The sequence below is a fragment of the Budvicia aquatica DSM 5075 = ATCC 35567 genome (assembly GCF_000427805.1).
Lineage (GTDB): Bacteria > Pseudomonadota > Gammaproteobacteria > Enterobacterales > Enterobacteriaceae > Budvicia > Budvicia aquatica.
Genome location: NZ_KE386588.1, coordinates 66,866 through 86,416 on the forward strand (window position 1 = coordinate 66,866; position 19,551 = coordinate 86,416).

The 19,551-nt window shown below is 47.9% G+C and carries 17 protein-coding genes and 1 pseudogene; 3 read left to right on the forward strand and 15 right to left on the reverse strand.

Annotation, left to right across the window (positions count from 1 at the left end):
- Positions 1–225: 225 nt before the first annotated feature.
- Entirely contained in the window at positions 226–3,351 is a 3,126-nt protein-coding gene (gene acrD / locus YWE_RS0124165) for a multidrug efflux RND transporter permease AcrD (RefSeq protein WP_029096748.1), read from the forward strand.
- A 336-nt stretch (positions 3,352–3,687) separates the two neighbouring features.
- Here acrD and YWE_RS0124170 read toward each other — a convergent pair whose 3' ends face one another.
- From YWE_RS0124170 to YWE_RS32200, 3 genes and pseudogenes are all read right to left on the reverse strand, one after another.
- Positions 3,688–5,019: an ATP-binding protein gene (locus YWE_RS0124170; RefSeq protein ID WP_029096749.1), complete on the reverse strand. Its 1,332-nt coding sequence runs from the start codon at positions 5,017–5,019 to the stop codon at positions 3,688–3,690.
- A gap of 6 nt (positions 5,020–5,025) precedes the next feature.
- Positions 5,026–5,703, reverse strand: coding sequence for a response regulator transcription factor (locus tag YWE_RS0124175; RefSeq protein ID WP_029096750.1), 678 nt, complete (start codon positions 5,701–5,703; stop codon positions 5,026–5,028).
- 240 nt (positions 5,704–5,943) lie between these two features.
- Positions 5,944–6,027: pseudogene (locus YWE_RS32200) on the reverse strand (hypothetical protein); the annotation flags it as partial.
- Positions 6,028–6,048: 21 nt separating this feature from the next.
- On the opposite strand from YWE_RS32200, the gene YWE_RS0124180 reads away from it, so the two are divergent.
- Together YWE_RS0124180 and YWE_RS0124185 are read left to right on the forward strand one after the other, a co-directional pair.
- Positions 6,049–7,239, forward strand: coding sequence for an efflux RND transporter periplasmic adaptor subunit (locus YWE_RS0124180; RefSeq protein ID WP_036017064.1), 1,191 nt, complete (start codon positions 6,049–6,051; stop codon positions 7,237–7,239).
- A gap of 4 nt (positions 7,240–7,243) precedes the next feature.
- Positions 7,244–9,211 carry a MacB family efflux pump subunit gene (locus tag YWE_RS0124185; protein ID WP_029096752.1) on the forward strand — a complete coding sequence of 656 codons (1,968 nt, stop codon included), beginning with the start codon at positions 7,244–7,246 and terminating at the stop codon, positions 9,209–9,211.
- A 352-nt stretch (positions 9,212–9,563) separates the two neighbouring features.
- Here YWE_RS0124185 and cysM read toward each other — a convergent pair whose 3' ends face one another.
- The 12 genes from cysM to ulaB form a co-directional block, all read right to left on the reverse strand.
- The gene (gene cysM / locus YWE_RS0124190; protein WP_029096753.1) at positions 9,564–10,445 is read right to left on the reverse strand and encodes a cysteine synthase CysM; all 882 of its coding nucleotides are present in this window, start codon (positions 10,443–10,445) and stop codon (positions 9,564–9,566) included.
- 50 nt (positions 10,446–10,495) lie between these two features.
- Positions 10,496–11,590 (reverse strand): sulfate/thiosulfate ABC transporter ATP-binding protein CysA, encoded by a 1,095-nt coding sequence (gene cysA / locus YWE_RS0124195; RefSeq protein ID WP_029096754.1) that lies wholly within the window; start codon positions 11,588–11,590, stop codon positions 10,496–10,498.
- Positions 11,580–12,455 (reverse strand): sulfate/thiosulfate ABC transporter permease CysW, encoded by an 876-nt coding sequence (gene cysW, locus YWE_RS0124200; protein ID WP_029096755.1) that lies wholly within the window; start codon positions 12,453–12,455, stop codon positions 11,580–11,582. Before cysW ends, cysA begins: the two co-directional genes overlap by 11 nt.
- On the reverse strand, positions 12,455–13,288 hold the full coding sequence (gene cysT / locus YWE_RS0124205) for a sulfate/thiosulfate ABC transporter permease CysT (RefSeq protein ID WP_029096756.1): 834 nt from the start codon (positions 13,286–13,288) through the stop codon (positions 12,455–12,457). The genes cysW and cysT overlap by 1 nt, the downstream gene beginning before the upstream one ends.
- 2 nt (positions 13,289–13,290) lie before the next feature.
- Positions 13,291–14,298: a thiosulfate ABC transporter substrate-binding protein CysP gene (gene cysP, locus YWE_RS0124210; protein WP_029096757.1), complete on the reverse strand. Its 1,008-nt coding sequence runs from the start codon at positions 14,296–14,298 to the stop codon at positions 13,291–13,293.
- Positions 14,299–14,546: 248 nt separating this feature from the next.
- Complete coding sequence (locus tag YWE_RS0124215) at positions 14,547–15,449, reverse strand: Dyp-type peroxidase (protein ID WP_029096758.1); 903 nt, start codon at positions 15,447–15,449, stop codon at positions 14,547–14,549.
- 315 nt (positions 15,450–15,764) lie between these two features.
- A complete protein-coding gene (locus tag YWE_RS0124220) occupies positions 15,765–16,328 on the reverse strand; it encodes a YagU family protein (protein ID WP_029096759.1) in 564 nt (187 codons plus the stop codon).
- Positions 16,329–16,518: 190 nt separating this feature from the next.
- The gene (locus YWE_RS0124225; RefSeq protein WP_036017068.1) at positions 16,519–17,208 is read right to left on the reverse strand and encodes an L-ribulose-5-phosphate 4-epimerase; all 690 of its coding nucleotides are present in this window, start codon (positions 17,206–17,208) and stop codon (positions 16,519–16,521) included.
- 2 nt (positions 17,209–17,210) lie between these two features.
- Entirely contained in the window at positions 17,211–18,065 is an 855-nt protein-coding gene (locus YWE_RS0124230; protein WP_029096761.1) for an L-ribulose-5-phosphate 3-epimerase, read from the reverse strand.
- Positions 18,066–18,074: 9 nt separating this feature from the next.
- The gene (locus YWE_RS0124235; protein ID WP_099044274.1) at positions 18,075–18,734 is read right to left on the reverse strand and encodes a 3-keto-L-gulonate-6-phosphate decarboxylase UlaD; all 660 of its coding nucleotides are present in this window, start codon (positions 18,732–18,734) and stop codon (positions 18,075–18,077) included.
- Positions 18,735–18,750: 16 nt separating this feature from the next.
- Positions 18,751–19,221, reverse strand: coding sequence for a PTS ascorbate transporter subunit IIA (gene ulaC / locus YWE_RS0124240; RefSeq protein WP_029096763.1), 471 nt, complete (start codon positions 19,219–19,221; stop codon positions 18,751–18,753).
- A 9-nt stretch (positions 19,222–19,230) separates the two neighbouring features.
- Positions 19,231–19,539 carry a PTS ascorbate transporter subunit IIB gene (gene ulaB / locus YWE_RS0124245; protein WP_029096764.1) on the reverse strand — a complete coding sequence of 103 codons (309 nt, stop codon included), beginning with the start codon at positions 19,537–19,539 and terminating at the stop codon, positions 19,231–19,233.
- Positions 19,540–19,551: the final 12 nt, after the last annotated feature.

A 19,551-nucleotide genomic window follows, 5' to 3' on the forward strand; every position in this document is an offset into this window, starting at 1 on the left:
AACCGGGTCAGACTTAAGTCTCTTTTTACTTAATCGACACACTTTTTCTTTTCTGATTTCATTCAGTTGAGCTATTTTTCTCGGGCTGATGTTTTTTTACATGATCTCCATTTTTTCTTCACAGTCGCGAGTTAAAGTAGATTACGATTTTTACTCTGTTTCGCTGTCCTGCTATGTAGCAGCAGACATTAAAATAAAAAGAGAGCGTTATGAAGGTTGCTACCCATGGCTAGTTTTTTTATCGATCGCCCTATTTTTGCCTGGGTTATTGCCATCATTATCAGTCTTACTGGCCTGCTTGCCATCAGTTCATTACCTATTGAGCAATATCCTAATCTTGTTCCCCCGACCGTTCGTATCTCGGCCAATTACCCGGGAGCATCTGCTCAAACGCTGGAAAATACCGTCACTCAGACCATAGAACAGAATATGACCGGTCTGGATAACCTGCAGTACATGTCATCCCAAAGCAGTAACACGGGCAGTGCATCTATCACTCTCACTTTCAAAGCCGGAACTAATCCGAATGAAGCGATGCAGCAGGTGCAAAATCAATTACAGGGCGCAATCAGAAAATTACCTCAGGACGTTCAGCAGCAAGGCGTAACCGTTTCAAAATCTGGCGATAATAGCTTGATGACCGTTGCTTTCGTGTCGACCGATAACTCCATGACCCGGCAAGATATCTCAGACTACGTTGCCAGTAACTTACAAGATCCGATAAGTCGAATAGACGGAGTCGGTAGTGTAGATTCCTATGGTTCACAATATGCAATGCGTATCTGGTTAAACCCAGACAAGCTGACCAGCTTTAATCTCACCACCAAAAACGTAGTGAATGCTATTAAATCGCAAAATAGCCAGATTGCCGTAGGGCAAGTCGGCGGGACGCCTTCCGTGCCCGGCCAGGCGCTGAATGCCACCATGAATGCGCAGGCTCAATTACAAACCCCGGAACAATTTCGCGAGATTACTCTACGAGTAAATCAGGATGGTTCTGTCGTCACCCTTGGTGATGTATCTACCATTGAATTGGGGTCAGAGAAATACGATTACATCAGCCGCTATAATGGTATGCCGGCTTCCGGAATGGGTATAAAACTGGCTTCCGGTGCCAATGAGTTAGCTACAGATAAATTGGTTAAGGCAAAACTGGCCGAGCTGGAACAATATTTTCCACCGGGACTAAAAGTTGAATATGCCTATGAAACAACCCCCTTTGTGCAGGCTTCAATTAAAGATGTGGTAAAGACCCTGATGGAGGCTATCTTCCTGGTCTTTTTAGTTATGTATCTGTTTTTACAAAACTTCCGCGCCACGCTAATCCCGACAATTGCCGTACCTATCGTGCTGCTTGGTACTTATGCCGTGTTGTACATGTTCGGCTTTAGTATCAATACTCTCACCATGTTTGCCATGGTATTAGCGATCGGATTATTAGTTGACGATGCCATTGTGGTGGTAGAAAACGTCGAACGCGTTATGGCGGAGGAAGGCCTTTCACCACGAGATGCTACCCGAAAGTCTATGGGGCAAATCCAGAGTGCGCTGGTGGGTATTACGTTGGTTTTATCCGCAGTGTTCGTTCCTATGGCGTTCTTTGGCGGAACGACCGGTGCGATATACCGACAGTTTTCCGTCACCATTGTCTCAGCCATGGTGTTGTCTGTTTTAGTCGCGCTAGTACTGACTCCGGCACTCTGTGCAACAATGCTAAAACCCATTCGAAAAGGTGAAGTCCATACTCAGCGCGGCTTTTTCGGCTGGTTCAACCGCATGTTTGCGCGTAACGCCCGGCGTTATGAAAAAGGTGTCTCTAAGGTCATTCATCACAAAGGGCGCACAATGTTAGTTTACCTGCTAATTATTGTCGGCTTGGGCCTGATGTTTACCCGCCTACCGACCTCGTTTCTTCCTCTTGAAGATCGGGGGGTGTTTATGACCCAAATTCAATTACCGGTGGGCTCAACCCAGCAACAAACCTTTAAAGTCGTCCAGAGCGTTGAACAGTATCTGCTACAGAAAGAAGGTAAAAACGTTAAATCCGTGTTCTCCACCGTGGGTTCTGGCCCCGGAGGTAACGGGCAAAACGTAGCCCGAATGTTTGTTCGCCTTCGCGACTGGAGTGAACGAACCAACCCAGAAGACACTTCATTTGCCATTATTGAACGGGCTACCCGAGCCTTTAGCCAAATTAAAGAAGCCCGAGTATTTGCCAGCAGTCCTCCGGCAATTTCCGGCCTCGGAAATTCTGCCGGTTTTGATATGGAGTTGGAAGACCACGCAGGCGTAGGTCATGAAGCTCTAATGCAGGCCCGAGACACGCTATTAGCCGCTGCGGCCAAAGACCCAAGGCTCACCAGAGTGCGTCATAATGGTTTAGATGACAGCCCGCAGCTACAGGTTAATATCGATCAGCGCAAAGCTCAGTCACTGGGCGTAGAGATTGATGATATTAATGATTTATTAAAAACCGCCTGGGGCTCGTCTTACGTCAATGACTTCCTCGATCGCGGGCGGGTAAAAAAAGTTTATGTCCAGGGTGATGCCCCTTACCGTATGCAGCCGGATGATATTAACCGTTGGTATGTGAATAATAATCAGGGCGGTATGGTTCCTCTATCTGCCTTTACCACTACCGAATGGAACTATGGTTCACCGCGCTTAGAGCGCTATAACGGCAGTTCAGCAGTGGAAATTGTCGGAGAGGCTGCGTCGGGCATCAGTACCGGTACTGCCATGGATATCATGGAAAAGCTGGTTAAAGAGCTGCCTATGGGTATCGGTCTGGAATGGACCGGTATGTCCTATCAGGAACGTTTATCTGGCGAACAGGCCCCGGCACTTTATGCCATCTCGTTACTGGTGGTGTTCCTCTGTCTGGCAGCACTATATGAAAGCTGGTCTATACCTTTTTCTGTGATGTTGGTCGTTCCACTCGGCGTGTTAGGTGCAGTATGTGCAACATGGATGCGCGGGCTGGAAAACGACGTCTATTTTCAGGTAGGTCTGTTAACGATCATCGGCCTGTCAGCTAAAAATGCGATTCTGATTGTCGAATTTGCCAATGAACTTCATCGTTCAGGTAAAGATTTAGTCCATGCGACCCTTGAAGCCTGTCGCTTACGTCTGCGCCCCATTTTGATGACCTCACTGGCCTTTATATTTGGCGTGCTGCCAATGGCGATTGGCCAAGGCGCCGGGTCTGGCAGCCAGCATGCGGTAGGTACCGGGGTATTAGGCGGGATGGTGTCAGGAACGATACTGGCTATCTTCTTTGTGCCGGTATTCTTTGTTCTGATACGCAAAAGATTCCCCGGAAAAACAGACGTTAGCGCAATCAAACGCTAAGTCCAAAGAAGAAAGCGGATTGCTCGCAACAATCCGCTTTCAAACTGATGATAAACCCCAAAATTAAATTATTGGTCTTAAAAATAGCCAATCGGAGGGAGAGGCCACCGTTGGGGTCGTAGTGGCGTGAGCCACCGACAAATTTGTCAGGAACAAATTTGAACAGCGCTGGTGCTGGCCCGTAGCCCGATACACCAAAAAACGTCACCCCTCGGCCGCTAAAAAAAATCAATATTCCGATGCTAATTATGCGGACGAAATTTGCGATGAAATCAAATTAACCACTTTGTCAGCCATCTGAAACCGGATTGCTCACACAATCCGGTTTTCGCTTTATCAGCTATCCCACTTGGGCACGTGAATATTGATAATCAGCCCTTGGGTATCACCATTATGGGCCTCAATCGAGCCCCCGTGTGCATTGACAACTTTACGGGCAATCGCCAACCCAAGACCATAGCCTTTGCCTGACAAGGCTGATTTAACTCTGACAAACGGGTCGAAAATGCTGGACAGCTTATCCTCATCCACTCCCGGTCCTTGATCCCTGACCTGAATAACAAACTCATTCTCGACCTGAGTCAGAATCACTTTAATCAGTTGCCCGGTACTGGAGAAGCGCAAAGCATTACGAACGATATTCTCAACCGCCCTGCGCATCAGTTCAGAATTACCCCTGACTGTCGATTCAGACTGGATCTGCTCATCCGCCTCAAGCTCAATATTCACACCGGGAATTTGAGCTTCGTAACGCACATCGCTTACAACTGCATCCACTAAACCATAGAGGTCAAAGTACTCTTCATCAGAGATACCGGCGGCATCCGTTCTGGATAAAGTCAGAAGTTCACCGATCATTTTATCTAACCGGACTGACTCCTGTTCTATCCGTTCAAGCGCATTATCTACGTTTTGAGGGTTCTGTCTGGCCAAGCCAATGGCCAACTGTAGCCGGGCTAAAGGCGAACGAAGTTCATGGGAAACATCGTGCAGAAGTTGCTCCCGAGCGCCGACTAATAGCTTCAGGCGCTCTACCATAGAGTCAAAATCACGCGCCATATCGCTAAGTTCATCGCGCCGTTTGCCCATCAGAGGATAGAGTCTCACTTCAAGATCGCCTTGAGATACCCGATCAAAACCGGATCGAAGTTGGCGCATCGGTTTGGTTAAATGCCATGCCAGAACAGCACTAAAGAGAAAGCCACCAATCGCGCCTAAAATTACCAGCGGATTAGGCAAGCTAAGCAATATTCTTCCGGAACGTTTCGGACGATACTCTTTGCGTAGGGCTTCAACGTCATACTTGAGTAAATAGCTTTTACCGTCCCCGCCTTTAACCAGTTCCACTTTGATATCATCGGTTAACGGAATCAGTGATTGGCGCTCAGAGACTGCAGACAACGGCCCTTTCAGCAGCATAACCGAGACGTTGCGCTGATCGCTTTCCGGCCACTTATCTACCATGCGATTTAATCCGCTGAGACCTTCAGTCTCCAAAACGGATACCGCAGAATTAAACTGTAGCGCAACAATTCGGTTAGCGATTCGATTTTCAAACGGCTCTTTCTGACTGGCATAATAGGAAAACACCATCCATACCGACTGAGTAATGGCAATATAAGTAATCCAAAATCCAATTAATATCTTCCAAAAAAGGCTACGTCGCATAATCCCTTACCTGATTCGATAACCAATACTGCGGACAGTCTCGATTGACAGCGTATCACCGGCAATTTGACTCAGCTTTTGTCGGATATTGCTGATATGAACATCCACGCTGCGATCGTAGGCTTCTCTCGGTCGACCAAGACCCTGTAGTGACAGCTCGTCTTTCGACACCACTCTATTTCTCTCTTTCATCAATAACATCAATAGATTGAATTCTGAGGCCGTCAGTTCAAAGGCTTCACCTTTCCACTCACTGATGCGCTGAGAAGCATCTAACCGTAAGTCTCCCAGTGCAATAATCATGCTGTCCTGAGGTTCAACATGCTCTTCAAAACGGCGTAATACCGCCCGCAGGCGGGCAACTAATTCGCGCGGATAGCAAGGCTTAGGCACGTAATCATCCGCCCCCATTTCCAGCCCGATGACCCTGTCGATATTGTCCCCTTTTGCCGTTAGCATAATAATCGGCAAACGGCTTTGTTTCCGGACTTTACTCAACACATCGATACCGCTCATATCCGGTAACATGATGTCTAAAATCATCGCAGCATACTCACCCGACAGGGCACCGGCTACGCCTGCGGTCCCGGTTAATGCTACCGTGGCTGAAAAGCCTTCGGCTTCCAGATATTCCCGCAGCATACTGCCTAACTCAACGTCATCATCGACCAGAAGAATTTTCATGCCAATCTCCGCAATATCATGCTTATAATATGTTTTCGCTCATTCTCACGCCTTCTGCATCAGGATGCAGCCATTTTTACCTAAACCTTACACTTTCCTTAAGATGAGTTTACGTCATTGACCCTAAACTCGTTGTACATTAACGCGTAATCATTAAGAGATACTTTTTCTCTATATTTTTTATATAACCAAAATAATTCTAGCTGCATCGAGACGGCAAGAGAGCAACTCTCGATGAGCTTACATGAGTAAGTGATTCGAGTGAGCGAGCGCAGCCAACAAAGATGCAGCTCGAAGTATGACGGTTATATTTATCTTTCGCTTTTTTAGGGGCTATTTAGGCTTATGCAAATACGATCATCCAAGCTACGTTATGTGCTGATCCTCGCAGGTATACTGATTGCCGGGTTGCTGATAAAAGTATTCTTTTTTTCCGCAACGGAAAAACCTAACTTTATCACGGCGCTGGCGATTAAAGCCGACGTTGAACAAACCGTTCTGGCCGATGGCTCTATTAAAGCATTAAAACAGGTTAATGTCGGTGCTCAAGTCTCCGGACAAATCAAAGCTCTGCATGTAGAACTGGGCGATAAAGTGGTTAAAGGTCAGGCTATTGCAGAAATTGATGACTTAACCCAGCAAAATAATCTCAAAGATGCCGAAGCGGGTTTAAAAAGCACTCAGGCTCAGCGTACCTCCAAGCTGGCCACCCTGAAAAACAACCAGCTAGCCTTTGAACGCCAGCGGCAAATTTTGGCTAAAGGCGTCGGCGTTCAGGCTGATTACGATAGTGCGAAAGCCGTGTTAGATTCCACCAAAGCCGATATTGAGGCGCTGGATGCCCAAATTGTTCAGGCCCAGATCGCCGTTGATACCGCTAAACTCAATTTGGGCTATACCCAAATCAGTTCACCGATTGACGGAGTGGTAGTGGCCATTCCGGTGGAAGAAGGTCAAACGGTTAACGCCGTACAAAGCGCGCCGACAATTATCAAGGTGGCGCAGTTAGATATTATGACCATCGAGGCTCAGATTTCTGAAGCTGACGTACCGAAAGTTAAAGTCGGTATGCCGGTTTATTTCACCATTTTAGGTGAACCCGGCAAACGCTATAGCGCAAAACTAAGAGCCATTGAACCAGCTCCTGACTCCATTAATACTGACACCACCACATCAACCAGCTCAACATCCAGCACTACCGCTATCTATTACAACGGCCTGTTCGACGTTGATAACCCGGATGGCAAGCTGCGTATATCCATGACGGCTCAGGTGTATATCATTCTTGAGCAGGCAAAAGATGCCATCATTATTCCGGCCACGGCTATAAATCAGATGGATGGCCAGGGTAATGCCACTATTCGGGTGGTTGATGAGGCCGGCAATGTGACACAAAGAAAAGTAAAAACCGGCATTAACAATAATGTAGACGTCCAAATATTAGACGGCCTTAAAGCAGGGGAAAAGGTCATCGTCAGTGAAGCCAGCGGCAGTGCCCAGAATCAGTCAACGCGTATGCCACGGATGAGGATGTAATCCTATGGCTCAACCGTTACTTCAGTTAGATAATATCACCCGTCAGTTCCCGGCGGGAGAGCAAACCGTAACCGTATTAAAAGGGATTAATCTCACCATCAATGCAGGTGAAATGGTGGCTATTGTCGGAGCCTCAGGCTCCGGCAAATCGACCCTGATGAATATCCTTGGCTGTCTGGATAAACCCAGCGGCGGCACTTATAAAATCGCAGGTCGGGCAACTAATCAATTAATGCCCGATGACTTAGCCGAGCTGCGGCGTGAGCACTTTGGCTTTATCTTCCAGCGTTATCATTTGTTAGGGGATTTAACCGCGGCGGGTAACGTGGAAGTACCGGCGATCTATGCCGGTACCGAACGACAAAAGCGTAAAGATCGCGCCGTCGCCCTGTTAACCCGTTTAGGGTTGAGTGACCGCACCAGCTATCGTCCAAGCCAGCTATCCGGAGGCCAGCAGCAGCGGGTCAGTATTGCCAGAGCGCTGATGAATGGCGGGCAAATTATTCTGGCCGATGAGCCAACCGGCGCGCTTGATAAGCATAGCGGTCAGGAAGTCTTAAAAATTCTTAAAGATTTACACGGTCAGGGCCATACCGTAGTCATTGTTACCCACGATATGCAAATCGCTGAGCATGCTGAACGTATTATTGAGATCAGTGACGGCAACATTATTGCCGACCGACAAAGCCGGCCGGATCAGGAAACAACCACGCCGGCTAAAGGTATTCCCGGCTCCTCGCACCACACAAAGACCAATAATGGATTTTCTGCCCAGCGAGACCGCTTTGTTGATGCGTTTAAAATGGCCTTACTGGCGATGGTATCCCAACGCCTGCGTACGTTCCTCACCATGCTTGGCATTATTATTGGTATCGCATCGGTGGTATCAGTGGTGGCGCTGGGAGAAGGCTCCCGGCAAAAGATATTAGCGGATATCAGTTCGATGGGTACCAGTACGCTGGAGGTCTTCCCCGGCAATGATTTTGGTGACCGAAAAGCCTCGACGATTCACACACTGCGCGCCAGCGATGCCGATGCGTTACGCCAACAGGGCTATGTTCACAGCGTGACCCCCAGCGTCTCTACCAGTACCACTTTCCGAGTCAATAATCAGTCGGTAACCGGAACGGTTAACGGCGTTGGTGAACAATTCTTTGATGTGCGGGGCTATAAGCTGGCTCAGGGTATGTCATTTAATCTCAACAGCGTTAACTCACTGTCGCAGGACGCGGTAATTGATGAAAACACCCGTAATAAGCTGTTCGGTGAGCAAAGTAATCCGGTCGGTCAGGTCATCCTATTAGGCAACCTTCCGGCGCGAATTATTGGAGTAGTAGAAAAACAGCAGAGCGGATTTGGCAGCAATGAAAGCCTTAACGTTTGGCTGCCGTATACCACCGTGATGAACCGTATGCTGGGGCAGTCTTATCTAAAAAGTATTACCGTTCGAATTAACGACAATGTTGACCTTAACGTTGCTGAACAAGGGGTGACTAAACTTCTGACCCAGCGTCATGGTAAACAGGACTTCTTTATTCTTAACACCGACAGTATCCGTCAGACGATTGAAAAAACCACCGCGACAATGACCTTGCTGGTTTCAATGATAGCCGTAATATCCCTGATTGTTGGCGGTATCGGCGTCATGAATATTATGCTGGTTTCAGTCACCGAACGAACCCGAGAAATTGGCGTTCGCATGGCGGTCGGCGCCCGCTCAAGCGATATTATGCAGCAGTTCTTAATTGAAGCGGTTCTGGTTTGCCTGTTAGGCGGCACATTAGGCGTTGGATTAGCACTAGCCATTGGCAGCCTGTTTGATCAGCTGGTCAGTAGTTTCTCAATGATCTACTCCGTGACCTCAATCGTCGCCGCGTTCGCTTGCTCAACGCTGATCGGTGTAATATTCGGCTTCTTCCCGGCCCGCCGGGCAGCAAGAATGGACCCGATAAATGCGCTGGAGAGAGAGTAATAGCTAACGATTAGGCGTTTGTTTTGACCTTGAGCGTTACCTTTCAACTCGAGCATGACAAATGTTGCCGAAGGAAGTTAAAAGGTAGCACGGCCCGCATGGATGCGGGGCGAGGTACGGCTTCGTCAGGAACGAATCCGTACCGGTGCGTTAAACCTTTTAGCTGACTGAGGTTGCCGCAGCAAAGCTGCGGTCTACATTTGTAGCGAGGCCGCGGTGATGCAAGAGGGGGTCGGCCCCCCATCTGCTCGGCCGGTGCACTGTAGTTTAGCTAAACTCATTACGATTAACGGACGAAATATATGATAATCCTGACGAATTCAAACCCAATGATTACCACTCAACATCATCATTAATCAAACACCCCCGTCGACAAATACCTATCACCGCGATCGCATATCACCGTTACAACCACCGCATGCTTATTCTCAGCCGCAACCCTCAACGCTCCGGCAACGGCGCCACCAGAACTGACACCACAGAATATGCCTTCGCGCGTTGCCAACTGCTTCATGGTTTTTTCTGCATCTGACTGCGAAATATCTAATACAGTATCAACTAACTCCGGACGAAAAATACCCGGTAAATAGCCTGGAGACCAACGACGAATACCCGGAATACTACTTCCTTCTGCCGGCTGAAGTCCGATAACCTGAACGCTGTCATTTTGGGATTTTAAATAGCGACTGACGCCGGTAATGGTTCCGGTCGTCCCCATGCTCGAGACAAAATGCGTAATTTTCCCGCCCGTTTGCTGCCAGATTTCAGGTCCGGTAGTCGAGAAATGAGCATAAGGATTATCATCATTATTAAACTGATCCAAAATCTTCCCCTGCCCTTCATCAGCCATTTTCTGCGCCAAATCCCGAGCCCCTTCCATACCCTGCTCGCGACTGACCAATATAAGCTCCGCGCCATAGGCGCGCATGGCCGCCTGACGCTCTTTACTCATATTTTCAGGCATCAACAAACGCAGGGAATAGCCTTTGAGTGCGGCAATCATTGCCAGCGCTATACCGGTATTTCCGCTGGTCGCTTCAATCAGGCAATCGCCGGGCTGAATTTCACCCCGCTGTTCTGCCCGAACAATCATCGACAAAGCGGCCCGATCTTTTACCGATCCGGCCGGATTATTACCTTCCAGCTTAACCCAAACTTCGCTGTCTAAACCTGTCGTCAACCGCTGTAATCTTACTAACGGTGTATTACCAATAAAATCGTCTAATGTGGACACCTGGTATTCCCAACGCTAATACATGTTAAATTTTATTCTGAAACAAACGCTCAAGCGCTTTTGGCATAAGAGAATGACTGCTGTAGCAATTCTTCTCCGGCATATAGCCGCGCACGTTCACCGCCAATAAAATAACGATCGCCTCTTTTCGGCGGTGCGCCATTCTCATGACTAAAGGTAACGCTAATCGGCGCACCTTGCCAACCTAAAGGTTGTAATGTGAGCTGCCAGTAATGTCCTTTAGGGATACTGTCTGCAACGGTAACCGGCAAAACACAACGGCTTGTTGCTTGAGAACTCAATTCAACTTCCCAAGGGCGCAGATAAAGCTCAACCGGCCCCTGATAAATCAATGCGCTATCCAAAGGCCATTGATGCTGGCCTACCCATAAACGGGAACCCCTAACTTCGCCCTGAATACGATTCACTTCACCTAAAAACTCCAGCACAAAACGGCTTTCCGGTTCACGCATCACTTCATTAGGTGTACCAACCTGCTCAATTCGGCCCTGACTCATCACCACAACCCGATCGGCAATTTCCATCGCTTCCTCTTGGTCGTGGGTGACAAATACGCTGGTAAATTTTAGCTCCTCATGTAACTGACGAAGCCAGCTTCTCAGCTCTTTACGCACTTGAGCATCCAGTGCGCCAAATGGCTCATCCAGCAACAAAATTTGTGGGTCAACTGCCAGTGCGCGCGCTAATGCTACCCGCTGGCGCTGACCACCGGATAGCTGAGATGGAAAACGACTCCCCAAATGGGCAAGTTGAACCATCTCCAACAGACGCTCTACTTTTTGTTTAATTGCTGCAGCGTCCGGCCGTTCGCGGCGCGGAAGTACCGTCAGGCCGAAAGCTACATTATCAAATACCGACATATGACGGAATAAAGCATAGTGCTGGAAAACAAAGCCAACGTGTCGGTCCCGGGCATGAAGGCGGCTAACATCTTTACCGTTAAAGCTAAGATGGCCGGCACTTTGATACTCCAGCCCGGCAATAATTCTCAATAAAGTGGTTTTACCGGAACCAGAAGGACCGAGCAGAGCCAGCATCTCACCGGAAGTAATATCCAGAGAGATATCCTGTAATACTTTGGTACGGTCAAAGTATTTATTAATGCCTTTAATCTCAATGCTCATGGTTTATCTCCTGAATATTGCGTTTTTTCTGGCGGGCCAGACGCCATTGAAGGGTACTTTTTAAGAACAGCGTCACGATAGCCATTAAAGTTAACAGCGCTGCTGCGGTAAAGGCGGCGGCGGTATTGTAATCCTGATGCAACAACTCAACCTGTAGCGGCAGCGTGTAGGTCTCACCGCGTATGGAACCAGAGACCACCGACACGGCCCCGAACTCACCGATTGCCCGGGCATTAGTCAGTACCACGCCGTATAACAGCGCCCAGCGAATATTGGGTAAGGTCACTCGGCGAAACATCTGCCAGCCGGAAGCGCCTAATAACACCGCCGCTTCATCTTCCTGGCTCCCCTGACTCATCATCACCGGCACCAGTTCACGTACCACAAACGGACAAGTGACAAAAATGGTCACCAATGCCATGCCTTGCCATGAAAACATCAGTTGAATATTGTGTGATTCCAGCCAGCCGCCGACTAAACCGTTAGAGCCGTAAAACAGCAGGTACAGTAGCCCGGCCACCACCGGCGACACGGCAAAGGGAATATCAATCAGCGTAAGCAGTAGCTGACGACCACGAAACTCAAAGCGCGTCACCAGCCAAGCCAGCAAGGTACCAAAAACCAAGTTAACCGGTACGGTAATAAACGCGATTAACACCGTCAGCCAGACTGCATGCAGCATATCCGGGTCGCTCAGACTTTTGACTACCCCTTCAAAGCCGGCAGAGAATGCGGTTACAAAAATGGCGATCATCGGGATCACCAGCAGTAACAGAGATAAGGCCACGCCAATAAAAATCAGTGCCCACTTACCCCAGTTAATCTGGCGCTGGCCAATCTCTTGTTGATAGGTAAAGTCCGTCATTAATGGCCCCCGACGCGCTTACCGTATCGACTCTGCAATACGTTGGCGATAAACAGTAAAACTAAAGATGCGGCTAAAATGACCGAGGCAATCGCGCTGGCAGCAGCATAATTAAACTCTTGCAGGCGAATAAATATCATCAGTGACGTCACTTCGGTTTTCCACGCAATGTTACCGGCAATAAAGATCACTGCGCCAAACTCCCCCAGACTTCGGGTAAAAGATAAAACGGTACCGGTTAACAATGCCGGCCCCACTTCAGGTAAAACCACTAAACGAAAGCTCTGCCAGCGGCTGGCTCCCAAGGTTTCGGCGGCTTCTTCATACTCCGGGCCTAGCTCTTCCAATACCGGTTGGATAGTTCTGACAACGAAAGGAATGCTGGTAAACGCCATGGCAACGGCAATGCCTAACCAGGTAAAGGAAACTTTAATATCAAACTCCGCCAGCCATGAACCATACCAGCCGGTGGTAGAAAACAGACCGGCTAGGGTTAATCCGGCAACCGCAGTGGGTAAAGCAAAAGGTAAATCCATCAGGCCATCTAACAAACTGCGGCCCGGGAAACGGTAGCGGGTTAAAATCCACGCCATCAGCATGCCAAAGAAGGCGTTAAAAATACTGGCGACGGCCGCAGCCAATAATGTGACTTTATAAGCTGCAATCACCTGAGGATGAGTCACTACCTGCCAATACTCCTGCCAGCTCATATGGCTAAGCTGCATAACCAATGCACTTAATGGCAGAAGTAGAATTAAACAGGTAAATAACAGGCTACTCCCTAAACTCAGAGAGAAACCCGGTAATACGCGTTTAGCAGGTATTGATAACAGCATTAGATTTTATGTCCTTCGGCTAATAGCTGATCCAGAATACCGTTAGTACTGAAGTGCTCATTCATCACTTTTTCCCAACCGCCAAATTGGTCTTCGATATTGAACAGTTTTACTTCAGGGAACTGGCTTTTCACCGCGTCCATAGCCGCTTTGTCGTATACCCGATAGTGATAACGCGTGAAGATTTGCTGAGCTTCCGGCGTGTAGAGGAAGTTTAGATAAGCCTTAGCCACTTTCTCTGTGCCATTACGTTCTACATTGCGGTCAACCCACGCGACAGGGAACTCTGCCAAAATATCAACCGGAGGAACGATAACGTCATACTTGTCGGCGCCATACTGTTTTTGAATGTTGTTAACTTCAGATTCAAAGCTAATCAATACATCCCCCAGCCCGCGCTCAACAAAAGAGGTTGTGGCACCACGACCACCGACATCAAATACCGCTACGTTTTGTAGAAAACGGGTCATCCACTCGCGAGTCTTTTTCTGGTCGCCCCCGTCAGCAATATTGGTAGCACCCCAGGCGGCTAAATAGGTATAACGACCGTTGCCGGATGTTTTAGGATTAGGGAAAACCAGCTTCACGTCATCACGGACCAGATCGTTCCAGTCACGAATATTCTTAGGGTTTCCCTTATGAACCAGAAACGCCATGGTTGAGTAATATGGAGAGCTGTTATTTGGTAAACGGGACTGCCAGTCTGCCGGAATCAAATTACCGCGATCGTGCAGTATCTGAACGTCAGTGACCTGATTGTAAGTAACCACATCGGCTTTAAGCCCCTGTAAAATAGCTAAAGCCTGTTTTGACGATCCTGCATGGGATTGTTTAATCGTCAGATCTTCACCTGACTCTTTTTTCCACTGTTTTTCAAACACCGGATTTATCTCAGCGAACAGCTCGCGAGAAATATCATAAGAGCTATTTAGTAATTCTGCGGCAGATGCCGAACCGGTTGCTACCAGCGTTGCTAATACCCAGCCTTTTAGCCATTTTCTGTTCATTTTACATTCTCACTTATCGCTGTTATTTACCGTTCGCTATTAACGAAGCAGAGTAATAAAAACCGCATTGGATAAGTCATAGTGTATGACCAGATTTAACTTATATATAACGTTTTCATATACCGTTTAGGACTGATTAAGAGCAAAAAGGAATATAGCGTCAGCGCAGGAATCGCGGGGGGATGACGAAAGGGTAAAAGTGACAAATAAGAGTCACCGGCAAGGCTAATCCCTGCCGGTGATCGTTCTTACAACGCCATCAAACGTTGCAGAGAAGGTGCAAAATAATAGCTACCGGTGACCGGCTTACTGAAGCGCAGCAACTGATCGGTTTTGCCATCCATATCACCAAACATACTCAGCAGCTGTTGTTCAATATTATGTAAACGAGCGCAATAAGCGATAAACAATAAACCATGCTCTCCGCTGGCGGTACCATAAGGCAGGCTTTGACGAAGAATCTTCAGGCCTTTGCCCTCTTCTTTAAGATCTACGCGGCCTAAATGAGAAGTAGGCTGGCGCTTGTCAGACGGTAATTCCTGATTATCAAACTTAGTCCGCCCCATCGCATTTTCCTGTGCTTTAACCGGCATCTGGTTCCAGATATTCAGGTCATGCACATAGCGCTGAACTAAAACATAGCTGCCACCGGCATCTTCAGCATCATCGGCAGGGATAGCGGCAACTTCAGGCCGTGCATCACCCTGTGGGTTTTCAGTGCCGTCAACAAATCCGCTAAGATCACGTTCTTCGGTCCAACGGAAACCATGCGTTTCCTCTTCAACCGTAATGGCATCGCCAAAAGCTTTTAGCGCCGCTTGAGCAAGAGTGAAGTTGATATCGTGACGTTGAGAAAGGATATGGACTAACAGATCTCGTTGGGTTGCCGGAGCCAGTCCATTACCCAACGGAGTAAAAGATTTAAGCTCACCAGCGCCCTTACCACCAGACAGTTGCTTCCACAGGTCGGAGCCAAATGAGATCACCCCGCCTAATGCCGCATCCGGAAATTTTTGCTGTAACTCAGCTAACGCCGCGCAAAAATCTTTACAACCAGAGCGAATACGTTCTAAATCAGTGCCCACTTTTGCTTCAATAAAAATACCAAAACGACAGTGCTCCAGCAGAACACCGCTTTGAGATTGCGCCATAAAACCTATCCTCGTATCGATTAAATCGCCGCCCGGTTTCAGACGACACTTAATATGTATAGAAATAATGCCTCTATCATAGCGAAATAAGAGCAGGCTATCATGCGTTAACTCAAAACTAACAGGATAAATTCTTTATTTTTGTCAATTGAATATCGTTTATGCTTAGCGACCGGATCAGAGAATCGAAGCGCCCTACATAGTACATCAGCCAAAACGCAACAAGCATACAAATCACCCGGCTTTCAAATACTTCGGGCCAGATAACACTGGCCCCTATTCTTTTCGTTCAGTTAAATTTTAATTATTTCAAAATCAGCGATAGGGTGAATCTAGCGGGACTTCTGCATCGGGCTCATGAGTAATGCGATTGCGCAGGTCGCGTCGGATCATTTCAATAACCCAGAACCAAAAGATATGCCCGACTATTTCAGAAACATATTCATCAAAGGGCAACATAGACAGCGCTGGCGATAGCCCGAGCAGCGGGATAGTTATCCCGTGAACGATAACAGTCACAATAATACCGGCCATCACCCCTTGCCACATTTTCACTTTCGGAAAGCGCTCGGCAACAATGCAATAACCAATAGCAAACACCAGTGAAAATATAATATGCGTTACCATCACTGGGTTAATAATGTGCTCAGAGAAGGTATATACCGTACTTGTCGGGTCTATACCGAGGTAATCACGCAAAAAAAGATAAGGCGGATTAAATTCTGCGCGACCATCAGTAATGGTGCGGGGCGGCAGCGGTACTTCGGCTCCCCACTTAACAAATGCCGATAAAATACCTGCAATAAATCCGACAAAAACGGCGATACCATAGCGCCGGCGAGACGGTTCCGTTTGTAAAAACAAATTTTTAAATCCCATCGAAATAATCCTATAAATATTAGACAGTTAAACATGTCAGAGTAAAAGAATAAGTCTCATCCAGCGTAAGGAAATGCAGAGCTTTCATAAATAGCGAAATATCATGCTAAAAATATTCCTTGGGAATGATGTAACACGCTGACATTTAACAAGATGGATTAATCACCAGCCCGAGACCGGTGGATATTCACTATGTCTGCCCGTAATAGGCGTTTGGCCCATGTTTACGGCGAAAGTGTTTATTCATTAAGTAACCGTCAAGCGGGCGCAGTCGAGGGTTAATGCCACAGGCTATCCAGGCCATTTTGGCAACTTCCTCCATCACGACTGCATTATGCACTGCGTCATGAGCGTCTTTTCCCCATGCGAAAGGACCGTGTTGGTAAACCACAGCACCGGGAGTATGCAGCGGGTCATTATCACCTAATGTTTCAACAATCACTTTTCCGGTGTTGAGTTCATATTCACCAGCGACCTCTTCTGCAGAGAGCGGTCGGGTACAGGGAATATCACCAAAGAAATAATCCGCATGAGTTGTGCCAAGCGCAGGAATAGGCAGGCCAGCCTGCGCCCATGCTGTTGCGTGAGTAGAATGAGTATGAACAATACCACCAATCTGTGGATAACGTTGATAAAGCACCAAATGCGTAGCAGTATCCGATGAGGGCCGATAACCACCGTCAACAACCTTACCCTGTAAATCGACTACCACCATATCTTCGGTTTTCATCGTGTCATAAGGTACACCACTTGGTTTTATCACTATCAGACCGCGGCCATGGTCGATAGCGCTAACGTTACCCCAGGTAAACGTCACTAAGCCGTAATCCGGCAATGCCATATTAGCGGCAAAAACCTGTTGTTTAAGCTGTTCAAGCATAGTTATACCTCGATGGCCAAGCCTGCGTTGTGCATTCGCTGTTTTACCCAATCCCGTGCAATAATCACCTCTTTCGTCGGGTTACTGGCCGTTTCGCTCCACATTTCAATCAGATAGGGGCCCTGATAACCACTTTTATGCAAGGTAGAAAAACAACGTTCAAAATCCACAATGCCTTCACCAAAAGGTACATTTTTAAATATGCCCGGCTTTGTATCTTTGACGTGAACCGCTACGATATGGCCAGCGCCGGAAGCCAGTTCCATCTGCACGTCATTATCCCAGGCCGATAAATTGCCGATATCAGGATAAAGTTGGAACCATGGATTATTCAGATAATGCGCATAACCCAATGCCTTACTGATTGAGTTCATTAACGGATAATCCATAATTTCCATTGCCAGCGTAACCTGCGCTCGACTGGCCATTTCGACAGATTCCTTTAAACCATGGCGAAAGCGTTCCCGGGTATTATCATTGGCCTGCTTGTAGTAGACATCATAACCGGCCAGTTGGATTACCCTGATTCCAACATCCTGAGCCAGCCTGATGGCTTTACGCATAATCTCCAGTCCCTGATTGCGCGTCTCATCATCTTCTGCACCCAGCGGAAAGCGTCGGTGAGCGCTTAAGCACATTGAAGGCACGCGTACGCTGGTTTTAGCTACAGCAGAAACCAGCGCCATCCGTTGTTCAGGGCTCCAGTCTAGTCGAGCTAACCGGCTATCGCTCTCATCCAGAGACATCTCAACAAAATCGAAACCCAATTCAGCAGCCAGCGTAAGCTTAGCCAGCCAGTCATCACCCTGCGGCAACGCCTTTTCATAGATACCAAGTGGAACCGCTTTCTGCAGCATAAAGGCTCCTTATCCCCAAAGCTGAGCAATAGAACGTTTAAATTCTCTTGCGGCAGCAACCGGGCTTGCTGCATCGCGAATACTGCGCCCAGCAATAAATACGTGAATAGGGATTCCTTTAAACAGAGGAAGATCTTCTAACGCCAACCCGCCGGTAACGGTGACTTTAAACCCCATATCGGACAGGCGTTTGATGGCGGCAATATCGGCCTCGCTCCATGCAACGCCTGCAGCCTGTGCATCACGGCTACGGTGGTAAACGACCTGTTGAATGCCGGCCCTACGCCATTCATCCGCCTGCTCCCACGTCCAGAAACCGGTCAGTTCAATTTGCAGGTCTCCGCCAAATTCTTTTGCCACTTCCAGCGCGCCTTTGGCCGTATTAATATCGGCACAGCAAATTACCGTGACCCAGTCAGCATTAGCTTCAAAACACATACGTGACAGGATCTTACCGGCGTCGGCTATTTTGGCATCGGCCAGCACGATTTTATCGGGATAGAGCGCCTTTAGATCGCGCACGGCCCGAACGCCTTCACCAACGCAAAGAATGGTGCCAACTTCAATGATGTCGACTTCGTCAGCGATCAGCCGGGTGGTCGCATAAGCATCGGACATGGTCTGGTTATCCAGTGCAACCTGTAACATAGGTAATGAATGATTAGTCATAACTAAATTTCCTTAATTAAGCATTGGCAGCGGCTGTCGTTTCATCGATTAGCTCAAGAACCTGTTGAGCAGAACGGCAGGCCCGCAAGCGATCGAAGTTAGCTTCATCTTCGAATAAATTAACCACCTGCATGATGCCGACTTCGTTATGGGTTTTAGCGTCAACGGCGGCGAACGTGATCAGAATGTCTACCGGATCGTTATCTTCATGATTAAATACCAGCGGCGTTTTAAGGGTGACTAACGCAAATCCGTTTTTCTTAACGCCTTCCTCCGGTCTGCCGTGAGGCATAGCCAGACCCGGGGCAATCACAAAATACGGACCGAAACGCTCAACGCCGTCCAGAATGGCCTGGTAGTAACGAGGCTCTACAACGCCAGCCTCAACCAGCAAATCAACGCCGATTTTAACCGCGGCCTGCCAGTCATCGGCTTCTGCCTGTAAACGAATAGAATTATTCTGAACGAGAGAATCTCTGAGTTTCATTAATGGCTCCTATGATTTAATGTCTTTAGCAAAATGCGCGTTAATCACATCCATTAGCTTCGGACCAAAATCAGCGGGTGACAGCATATTTCTAACGCCAATCACATATTTATTCCCACTAACCGTAATCTCTTCAGCGACATGGGTAGGAGCAACAATGATATCCGCTCCGCTGATTTCTGATTTATATTCACCTACGGCACAGCTATTAACCGTATGATCAATTTTTTGCTCCGTGAGAAACTGGTCGACTTTCATTTTCATGATCATGGAACTGCCCTGCCCGCAACCGCACACTGCTAAAATTCGTACTGTCATAATGAAATCTCC